The organism is Vibrio mimicus CAIM 602 (assembly GCF_000338875.1).
GTDB lineage: Bacteria > Pseudomonadota > Gammaproteobacteria > Enterobacterales > Vibrionaceae > Vibrio > Vibrio mimicus.
Genome location: NZ_AOMO01000044.1, coordinates 276,607 through 285,929, shown reverse-complemented (window position 1 = coordinate 285,929; position 9,323 = coordinate 276,607). Strand labels below are relative to the sequence as shown.

The 9,323-nt window shown below is 45.9% G+C and carries 9 protein-coding genes; 3 read left to right on the top strand and 6 right to left on the bottom strand.

The features are described from left to right. The coding region (locus tag D908_RS05110) for a glutathione S-transferase N-terminal domain-containing protein (protein WP_005525956.1) at positions 1-301 on the bottom strand (301 nt) is incomplete at its 3' end. An 11-nt stretch (positions 302-312) separates the two neighbouring features. Beyond that, positions 313-924: a glutathione S-transferase gene (locus tag D908_RS05115; RefSeq protein ID WP_005525954.1), complete on the bottom strand. Its 612-nt coding sequence runs from the start codon at positions 922-924 to the stop codon at positions 313-315. Positions 925-1,024: 100 nt separating this feature from the next. On the opposite strand from D908_RS05115, the gene D908_RS05120 reads away from it, so the two are divergent. The 3 genes from D908_RS05120 (at position 1,025) to D908_RS05130 (ending at position 3,556) form a co-directional block, all read left to right on the top strand. Beyond that, positions 1,025-1,606, top strand: a complete 582-nt coding sequence (locus tag D908_RS05120) for a TetR/AcrR family transcriptional regulator (RefSeq protein WP_005525952.1) — start codon at positions 1,025-1,027, stop codon at positions 1,604-1,606. Continuing rightward, positions 1,603-1,998 carry a PPC domain-containing DNA-binding protein gene (locus tag D908_RS05125; RefSeq protein WP_005525950.1) on the top strand — a complete coding sequence of 132 codons (396 nt, stop codon included), beginning with the start codon at positions 1,603-1,605 and terminating at the stop codon, positions 1,996-1,998. Before D908_RS05120 ends, D908_RS05125 begins: the two co-directional genes overlap by 4 nt. Positions 1,999-2,239: 241 nt before the next feature. Then, positions 2,240-3,556: an insulinase family protein gene (locus D908_RS05130; protein WP_005525948.1), complete on the top strand. Its 1,317-nt coding sequence runs from the start codon at positions 2,240-2,242 to the stop codon at positions 3,554-3,556. Between the two features lie 69 nt (positions 3,557-3,625). Here the strand turns inward: D908_RS05130 and D908_RS05135 are convergent, their stop codons facing one another. Genes D908_RS05135 through D908_RS05150 form a run of 4 tightly spaced genes read right to left on the bottom strand, consistent with a single transcriptional unit; the run spans position 3,626 to position 9,178 of the window. Beyond that, positions 3,626-5,218 (bottom strand): ABC transporter ATP-binding protein, encoded by a 1,593-nt coding sequence (locus D908_RS05135; RefSeq protein WP_005525945.1) that lies wholly within the window; start codon positions 5,216-5,218, stop codon positions 3,626-3,628. After that, positions 5,215-6,270 carry an ABC transporter permease gene (locus tag D908_RS05140; protein ID WP_005525942.1) on the bottom strand — a complete coding sequence of 352 codons (1,056 nt, stop codon included), beginning with the start codon at positions 6,268-6,270 and terminating at the stop codon, positions 5,215-5,217. The genes D908_RS05135 and D908_RS05140 overlap by 4 nt, the downstream gene beginning before the upstream one ends. After that, a complete protein-coding gene (locus D908_RS05145; RefSeq protein WP_000954177.1) occupies positions 6,270-7,352 on the bottom strand; it encodes a microcin C ABC transporter permease YejB in 1,083 nt (360 codons plus the stop codon). The genes D908_RS05140 and D908_RS05145 overlap by 1 nt, the downstream gene beginning before the upstream one ends. Before the next feature lie 8 nt (positions 7,353-7,360). After that, the gene (locus tag D908_RS05150) at positions 7,361-9,178 is read right to left on the bottom strand and encodes an extracellular solute-binding protein (RefSeq protein WP_005525940.1); all 1,818 of its coding nucleotides are present in this window, start codon (positions 9,176-9,178) and stop codon (positions 7,361-7,363) included. Positions 9,179-9,323 lie beyond the last annotated feature (145 nt).

Here is a 9,323-nt window from a genome sequence, read left to right as displayed (position 1 = left end):
TCTGGAACATCAACCACTGGAGAACACGTGAACGAGCTTTGGTTTCTTGAGGCAGGAATTTCCCTGTCTTCTCTGCGAGATAGAGCAGAATCGCGCCAGACTCAAATACAGCGAAATCCTCATTCTCTCGATCGACGATCGCTGGAATACGTCCGTTCGGATTGATCGCCGTAAAAGCAGGCTGTTTTTGCTCATTGCTGGAAAGATTTAGCGCATGAGTTGTGTATTCCAACCCCATCTCTTCAAGAGCAATGGCAATTTTATGGCCATTCGGCGTTGCAGCAGTATAAAAGTCAATCATATAAAGATTCCTTATTGAAATGCTGGTCGTTGTGCAATCTGCTCATACCAGCGGGTGATGTGCGGATAGTGTTCAGCCACAGGCAATTCCAACGCCTTTTCGGCAAAGCCAATGAAAATGTAGGCGGTAATATCAACAATAGTGAAACGATCGCTAGCAATAAAAGTAGACTGCGCTAAACGCTGTTCGAGTTGAGGTAAAAATTCTGCCACACGAGCTTTGCTCTCTTCACCCCAAGCATAGACACAATTTTCACGATCTTTGTAAATACCACTCAAATTACGGAATGCTTGAAAACCAGCATACAACCCTTGGAATTCAACCACACGATGCCACATCTCAACTTGAGCTTTCTCTAAAGCCGTATTGCCAAATAGATGGTGTGAATTTGGGTATGCCTGATCAAAATAACGGCAAATCGCAACGCTCTCACAAAGTGTTGTACCATCTTCAAGCTCTAGCAATGGCACCTTGCCGTTTAGGCTTTTGCTTTTAAATGCATCGGATAAATTCTCTCCGCCTCGAACATCAACCTGTACACGCTCAACATCCAATCCTAATTCCTTAAGAAAGATCGAGACTCTGCGGCTGCTTGGGGTCATGGCGGTTTCATATAATTTCATTCTAATTTCCTTAATTTTCTTTTTCTGAACGATCGTTCTGGATATACTCTACTCAGTTTCTGAACGTTCAGTCAAGAATATATTTACCGCAGAGTTTCCGATGGCAAGAAAATCCAATTTTGATCGAGAAGAGAAATTGCGTGAGGCAATGGCACTGTTTTGGCAGAAAGGCTATGCCAATACGGCGATTTCAGATCTGGTCGATCACTTAAAAATCAACCGCTTCAGCCTGTACAATGCGTTTGGTGATAAACAAAAACTCTATTATGAAGCGCTGGATCGTTATCTCACATTGATCAGCTTCCCTGCTCTCACCGATTTAGAAGATGAGCAAGCTAGCTGGCCTGAGCTGAAGGCTTTTTTAGAAGATTTTGCCGTTTTGCAAAGAGAGGCAAAGAGTGGCTGCTTTATTCAAAATGCACTCGTCGAACATGCCGATACGGATAGCGAAGTACTCGCCAAAGGCCATGCATTGTTTGACCTGCTGCTGAATTTAATTACTCGCGCACTCAACAACGCCATGCAACAAGGTCAAATTCCATCTCGAGTTCCTGCTGATTTACTGGCTAAATTGGTGCTCACTCAAATGCAAGGAATGCGAGTGTTGGGCAAAGCTCAGCGCCATGCAGATCTTGAGCAAGGCTTAATCGCTTTAACGGGTTTAATTGAAGGGCAAGCATGATCAAACTGATTGCGGTGCGCTTAACTCAAGGTGACGATTTAAAACAACGGATTGCGCAGTTAGTTCAAAAGCATGAGATTCATGCGGGGTCGATTGCCTCATGTGTCGGTTGTCTGTCACAGCTCAACATCCGTCTTGCCGATAGTGTTTCGACCCTGCAAGTGGCGGCGCCGTTTGAAATTCTCTCTCTCAGCGGTACATTAACTAACGAACATTGTCATCTGCATATTGCGGTGGCAGATGCACAAGGCCAAGTTTGGGGCGGTCATTTGCTGGATGGCAACCTTATCAACACAACGGCTGAACTCATGATTCATCACTACCCACAACATCATTTCACTCGTCAGTATGATCCGAATACCGGATATAGCGAACTCATCGTGAAACCGTAGTGTTGTCTCAGTCACGAGACTAACAGTTAAACTAATGAATTAGGATTGACACATGTGACTGGGAAATAGAAAATCGCGCCCGTTTAATTTGTCGCCAGTCTCAGTTCCCACACTGCACTTGTCAGTGTCGCCTACCTCGATATCCGGGCTCTACCAAGCGGAACACGGAAGTTGTCTGCGATGAATGTAAACACATTCACGTTCTTGTGTGATCTTGGCATCCTATCGAGAGGATTTTGCATTGCATCCTTTAAAATCTGTTGTTCGTACTTTAAGTCTTACTTTGTGCTGTTCAAGCCTACTACTCGCCCCTGCTATTCAAGCTCAATCAGCTGATCAATGGTGGTTTGAGCGCAGCGATTTACAGCTTCCTCGCCAAACCTCTGCAGGGGTATTGGAAAATGGCTTGCACTACGTGCTTTTACCTATGCCGAATACACAACATAACGTTGCCATACGCATGGTAATGGGTGGCGGGCTTCTTCAGGAACAAGGCGGTCAATCTGGCAGTGCAATGTACACCGCCGCACAAATGCTGGGTCAACTCACTGTTCCAGCTCAAGCGCAGTTAGATCTCAACCAGACTGTGGTTAGCCTACACACCACAACGCAAGAGCAAATGTCCCAAGCATTCAGTGAGTTGTCGAATGCTCTGCGTAACGATGCCCTACCTGCACCAGATATGTTGAACAAATCTGTAGAACAGATTGCGGTTGATGGACGTTTGCTTGCTCCTGCTCTGAACTATGCCCAGCAGCAACAGGTTCAGCGTAGCTTTGATGCGCTACAGAGCCGATTGAGTCAAATCAATGGTGCGCAAGCGATGGAATTTAAACAGCGCTTTTATGCACCAAAAAACATGACATTGATTGTGGTTGGCGATTTTAACAAACGCCATTTAGAGCAGTTAATTGATCAGCAGTTTAGCGATTGGCACAAAAACTCTGCCACTCTTCAAAGCGCGATGGTGATACCAAACTTGCAAGCTCAAATGCAAGATGTGGCAAAACAGAACATCAGCTTGAACACTCTTGTACCGTCCCCTGTTAGCAATGATAGTAAGCAACAACGCCGCCAAACCATGTTGGTTCAAGTGGCGAACATTGCGTTGCAAAACCGGATCAACCAAGTCCTTCAGCCGTATAATTTGTCCGCTCAAACTCAAGTTGAGTGGATGATGAACCGCTCACTTTGGTCGAACCTTACCATTCCAGGCGTCTCACAAGAGGAGAGCCAGAAAGTTCAGCAACAAGTGAAAGCGGAAATTGAACGCGCTTTATCAAATGGCTTTAGCAAAGCAGAATTTGAGCTGGCGGTTGCTACTCAGCGCGCTCATTTACAAGCACAAACAGAACTAAACCAAGCTGACGACATTCGCAATCAGGCAGATCGTTTGGTTGCTGCTATGGCGCAGCGCAAAGTCTACGTTACGCCATCTTCCGAATTAGCACTGTTTGATCTCTTTATGGCACATGCTTATGAAGGCGATTTGACACCAGCGTTAAAACAGAGCTGGTCAAATACGCCAACACTGTATGTTACGCCATCAGCATCTTAAGCTGGTCAGTGCAGCCGCCCTCAACAAGAGGGCGGTTTGCTATCTGCAACATCGATTAACTCAGACGTATCAAATCAGTGATAGTCGGACCAACTCCTGTGTATAGGGGTGAGTTGGATTTTCAAACAGAGCCTGAGTTTCTCCTTGCTCCACGATCTCGCCGGCTTTCATGACGATGGTGTGATGACACAAAGCACGGATCACTGCCAAATCGTGGCTGATAAACAGATAAGTTAAGTGATATTTCTGCTGTAGATCTTTCAGTAAGTCCAAAACTTGTGCCTGAACAGTACGATCTAAAGAAGATGTCGGCTCATCCAACAAAATAAACTCGGGTTTTAGAACCAAAGCGCGCGCAATCGCGATACGTTGCCTTTGTCCACCGGAAAATTCATTGGGATAACGATGCCGCGTCGTGATATCCAACCCCACCTCTTCCATCACTTCACAAATCGCCTGATCAATTTGTTCATCATCCATTTGGCTATACACTCGTAACCCCTCACCGATAACTTGAGCAACGGACATTCGAGGATTGAGCGCAGAATAAGGATCTTGGAAGACCACTTGCATTTTGCTTCGGTATGGCAGCATGTCATGTCGTTTGAGCGTTTGCAGATCTTGCCCAGAGAAACGAATCACACCCTGCGAAGCTAAAAGCTTTAGAATCGCCATGCCAGTGGTGGATTTACCAGAACCACTCTCACCCACAAGGCCCAGTGACTGACCTTTAGCGAGACTGAAATTCATATCCGTTACAGCCTTGATATAGGCTTGAGTACGGCGAAATAGCCCGCCCTTGATAGGAAACCAGACCTTCAAATTTTCCGTTTGCAACAGAGTTGGAGCATTGGCCTCAATCGGCACAGGCAAACCGCGCGGATCGGCATTGATCAACTGTTGAGTGTAAGGATGTTGTGGTGCATTAAACAAAGCTTGGCATTCATTGGTTTCCACCAACCGCCCACGTTGCATCACGGCCACTCGGTCAGCAATTCGGCGTACTATGCTCAAATCATGAGTAATAAACAGCATGGTCATACCCAACTCTTGTTGCAGTGATTTGAGTAAATCGAGAATTTGTGCCTGAACGGACACATCCAGAGCCGTAGTAGGCTCATCGGCAATCAATAATTCGGGTTCATTCATCAATGCCATGGCAATCATTACCCTCTGGCGTTCACCACCAGAAAGTTCATGTGGATACGCGTTGATCTTCATTTCCGGATGGCGGATTCCGACTTTGCCTAGCCACTCTATGGCTTTCTGTTCTGCGACCGTTGAACGCAAACCACGGTGGATGGCCAAAGCCTCCACCAACTGTTTACCAATTTTATGGAGTGGGTTGAGCGACACCATCGGTTCTTGAAAAATCATCCCAATCCGTCCGCCTCGAATGCCACGTAACGCACGTTCCGAACAGCGCAGCGTATCTAAACCTGAAAATTGGATACTGCCATTCAAATAGTACGAAGAACCTTTAGGTAGCAGGCGTAAAATCGCATTGGCCGTCACCGATTTGCCCGAACCACTTTCCCCCACCAAGGCTAACGTTTCTCCTCGCGCTATTTGCAAGCTGACATCTTCAGTCACCGCCTGCGCACTTCCATTTACACCAAACCCGACGGATAGGTTATCTATCTTTAATACCCAATCGCTCATGAGCTTCTCCGTTGCAGATGAGGATCAAACGCATCACGAACTGCTTCACCAATAAACACCAACAAGGTCAACATGACCGAAAGCACCACAAAAGCTGAAATACCCAGCCAAGGAGCCTGTAAATTGGCTTTACCTTGCGCCAATAGTTCACCAAGTGAAGGTGACCCAGCAGGCAAACCAAACCCAAGAAAATCCAATGAGGTGAGAGTGGTGACTGAGCCAGAGAGGATGAATGGCATCATAGTTAACGAAGCGACCATGGCATTGGGCAGCATATGGCGGAGCATGATTCGCATATCACTGACCCCCATCGCCTGCGCCGCACGCACATAATCAAAATTTCGGCAGCGTAGAAACTCGGCGCGCACGACTCCCACCAAACTCATCCAGCTAAAGAGCACCATAATGCCAAGCAACCACCAAAAGTTAGGCTCAACAAAGCTAGAGAGAATGATCAGTAAGAACAATGTCGGCATTCCAGACCAAACTTCGATAAAACGCTGACCAAAGAGATCGAGCCAACCACCGTAGTAGCCTTGAGTTGCGCCCACCAGCACACCAATCAATGATGAGATTAGCGTTAACACAAACCCAAATAGCACTGAAATCCGAAAGCCATAGATAATCCGTGCAAGAACATCACGACCTTTATCATCCGTACCCAACCAATTCACTGAATCCGGTGGCGATGGCACACTGCCTGTTATACTGAAATTGATGGTGTCGTAATGAAAACGGATTAGCGGCCAGATAATCTGCCCTTTCTCTTCAATCAACCCGACAACGTACGGGTCGGTATAATCAGCTTCCGTATCAAATTCACCACCAAATTGTGTTTCGCTGTATCGCTGCACAATCGGCGTATACCAATTACCGTCATAGTGAATGAGTAGCGGTTTATCATTAGCAATCAGTTCTGCAAACAAACTGATCACAAACAGCAGTAGAAAAATCCAGAGTGACCAGAAGCCACGACGATTGGCTTTAAATCTTACCCAACGCGCCTCAGTTAAAGGATTCGGCGCGCGTTTTGTTCTTTGCAACAGCTTCATCAGCGAGCCTCAAAATCAATGCGGGGATCAACCCACATATAAGTCAAATCCGACACAATGCTCAGTAACAATCCCAATAACGTCATGATGTAGAGTGAACTAAAAACCAACGGATAATCGCGCTGGATCGTTGCTTCAAAGCCGAGTAGTCCTATCCCCTCCAATGAGAACATCACTTCAATCAGCATTGCTCCTGTGAAGAAGATACTGATAAAGGCGCTCGGGAATCCGGCAATGATGATCAACATGGCGTTTCGAAATACGTGTTTGTAGAGGATTCGACGCTCATCCAACCCTTTGGCACGCGCGGTAACGACATACTGTTTATTGATCTCGTCCAGAAACGAGTTTTTCGTCAACATACTTAATGTGGCGAATCCACCAATCACCATCGCTAGTGTTGGCAAAGTGAGATGCCAAAAGTAATCAAGAACTTGCTCATACCAAGGCAACGCTGAAAAGTTATCTGAAACCAGACCACGCAACGGGAACCAACTGAAATAGTTACCGCTGGCAAATAGGATGATCAAAATTATCGCAAACAAAAATCCGGGAATCGCATAACCGATAATGACTACCGCACTCGACCACACATCAAATCTCGAACCATGATGAATGGCTTTACTGATGCCTAATGGGATGGAAATCAGGTAAATCAGCAACGTGCTCCATAACCCAAGTGAAATGGAAACAGGTAACCGTTCGACAATCAGATCGATCACATTACCGCCGCGAAACAGGCTTTCACCAAAATTAAAGGTGGCGTAGTCTTTAAGCATTTGAAAATAACGCTCATGCAATGGCTTATCAAAACCAAAGCGACGAGTGATCTCTTCTACCACTTGAGGATCAAGCCCACGGGAACCTTTGTAGCCTGAGGTTGGCGCTTCCGTCGGTGCTGCAACTTCTTGACCACCACCAGAAAAACGCTCCATAAGTCCAGAAGTGTTGCCTTCCAGTTGCGCTATGGCCTGTTCAACCGGGCCACCCGGTGCAATCTGAATAATGAAAAAGTTAATGGTAATAATGGCCCACAAAGTGGGCACCACCAGTAACAAACGGCGCAAAATATAACTGAGCATTGCAACTCCTAACGCCGTTTTTCAGGGAGCCGAGCAGCTTTATCTTTGTCTACCCACCAAGTGTCTAATCCGAGAGAGTATTTAGGTAATACACTTGGGCGGCTGAATTTATCCCACATCGCAACGCGGTACATACTCAAATGCCATTGCGGAATGATGTAGAAATTCCATTGCAGTACACGATCTAACGCGCGGCCAAGAGCTTGTAGCTTTTCAGTATCCTGCTGGCTTTTGGCAATCTGCTCGGTAAGCGCATCAATAACAGGATCATTCGCCCCTGCGGAGTTGTACGTAGAATCCATATAGTGCGAATTCCACACAATTAACAGATTAGGGCTAGGATAAGGGTTTGCACTGTAACCGTGCGAAATCATATCAAAATCACGATCTCGCAGCCGTTTGGTGTATTGCGTGGTATCCACGGTACGGATCTTCATTTCAATCCCCATCAACTGCAGATTTTTTTGCAATGGAATAGCAATACGCTCCGTGGTTGGACTGTAGATCAAGAATTCAAAGCTGAACGACTCACCCGTTTTAACGTTGGTCATCACTTTATTCTTGAGCTCCCAGCCCGCCGCTTTCAATAAGGCAAAAGCTTCACGCATTTGGTTACGAATGCGCCCACTGCCATCGGTTACTGAAGGCTGATAAGACTCAGTGAAAACACGCTCTGGCAATTGGTCTTTGAATGGCGATAGCACCGCAAGTTCAGCAGCATCGGGCAACCCTTGTGCTTCATATTCGGTATTTTGAAAATAGCTGCGAGTACGCTTGTATTGATCGTAAAACAGGTTCTTATTCATCCATTCAAAATCCAGCGCATAGTTCAATGCCTCGCGTACACGGACATCCTGAAACACGGGACGTTGAGTATTAAAGATGAAACCTTGAGTCGTGGCAGGAGCCTGATGAGCAATCTCTTCTTTCTTAATAAAACCCTGATCAAAATTGCTGCCGGTGTAAGACGTCGCCCAGAATTTGGCTTGGTTCTCTTGGCGAATATCAAACTCCCCGGCTTTAAATGCCTCAAGCATGACGGTGTCATCCCGATAGTAATCGTATTGAACTTGCACAAAGTTATTTCGTCCGACGTTTACGGGTAAATCTTTGGCCCAGTAATCGGCATTCAATTTGTAAGTAACACTTTGACCGGGTTTAAAATCCGTAATCTGGTAAGCGCTGCTGCCAACAGGAGGTTGACTGAGTGGCTCTGCAAGGTTTTTGTCTTGCCAAAAGTGTTTAGGCAAAACTCGAGTTGACTGCGCGAGGCTAAACAATTGTTCACGATTAGGCTGTTTCATCTCGATACGCACAGTCAGATCAGAAATTGCTTTAACCGAACCTACATCTTTGTAGTAGACCCGATATTGCGGTACACCTTCTGCCATGAACTTGCCAAAAGTAAATTCAACATCGTGCGCGGTGATCGGCTTACCATCGTGAAAACGTGCTTTAGGATTGAGATCGATTTCAAGCCAAGTGTAGTCATCTGAATAACGGACTTTACTGGCAATCAACGGATAGTAGGAATCGATTTCATCGGCAGGTGAGAACATCAACGAGTCATAAAGTTCTTCTGTATTCGCTGCTGAAACGCCACGTGAAGCAAAGCGGTTAAAGTTGTCGTAAGTACCTAGTTCACCAAAAGTGACTTTTCCATATTTGGGGGCTTGAGGATTCACATAATCAAAATGGGTAAAGTTTTCCGGGTATTTAGCTTCGCCAAACCCGACTAAACGGGTAGTTTCAATTACGGCCCCCCAGCTTACCTGACTCGATAAAGCGAGCGTGATCCCCAATGCGATAGGCTTCCATCTGCGCATAGTTCTCTCCATTACTATTCTTACCATCAATGGTTTAACGCGTTAATCATTCCCCCTTTCTTGGGATGATGATCGAACAACACAAACTATTAGTAATTCAGTTACTTGGATAAGTATAGGTAAATTTGGAAAGTAGGGAGATTAG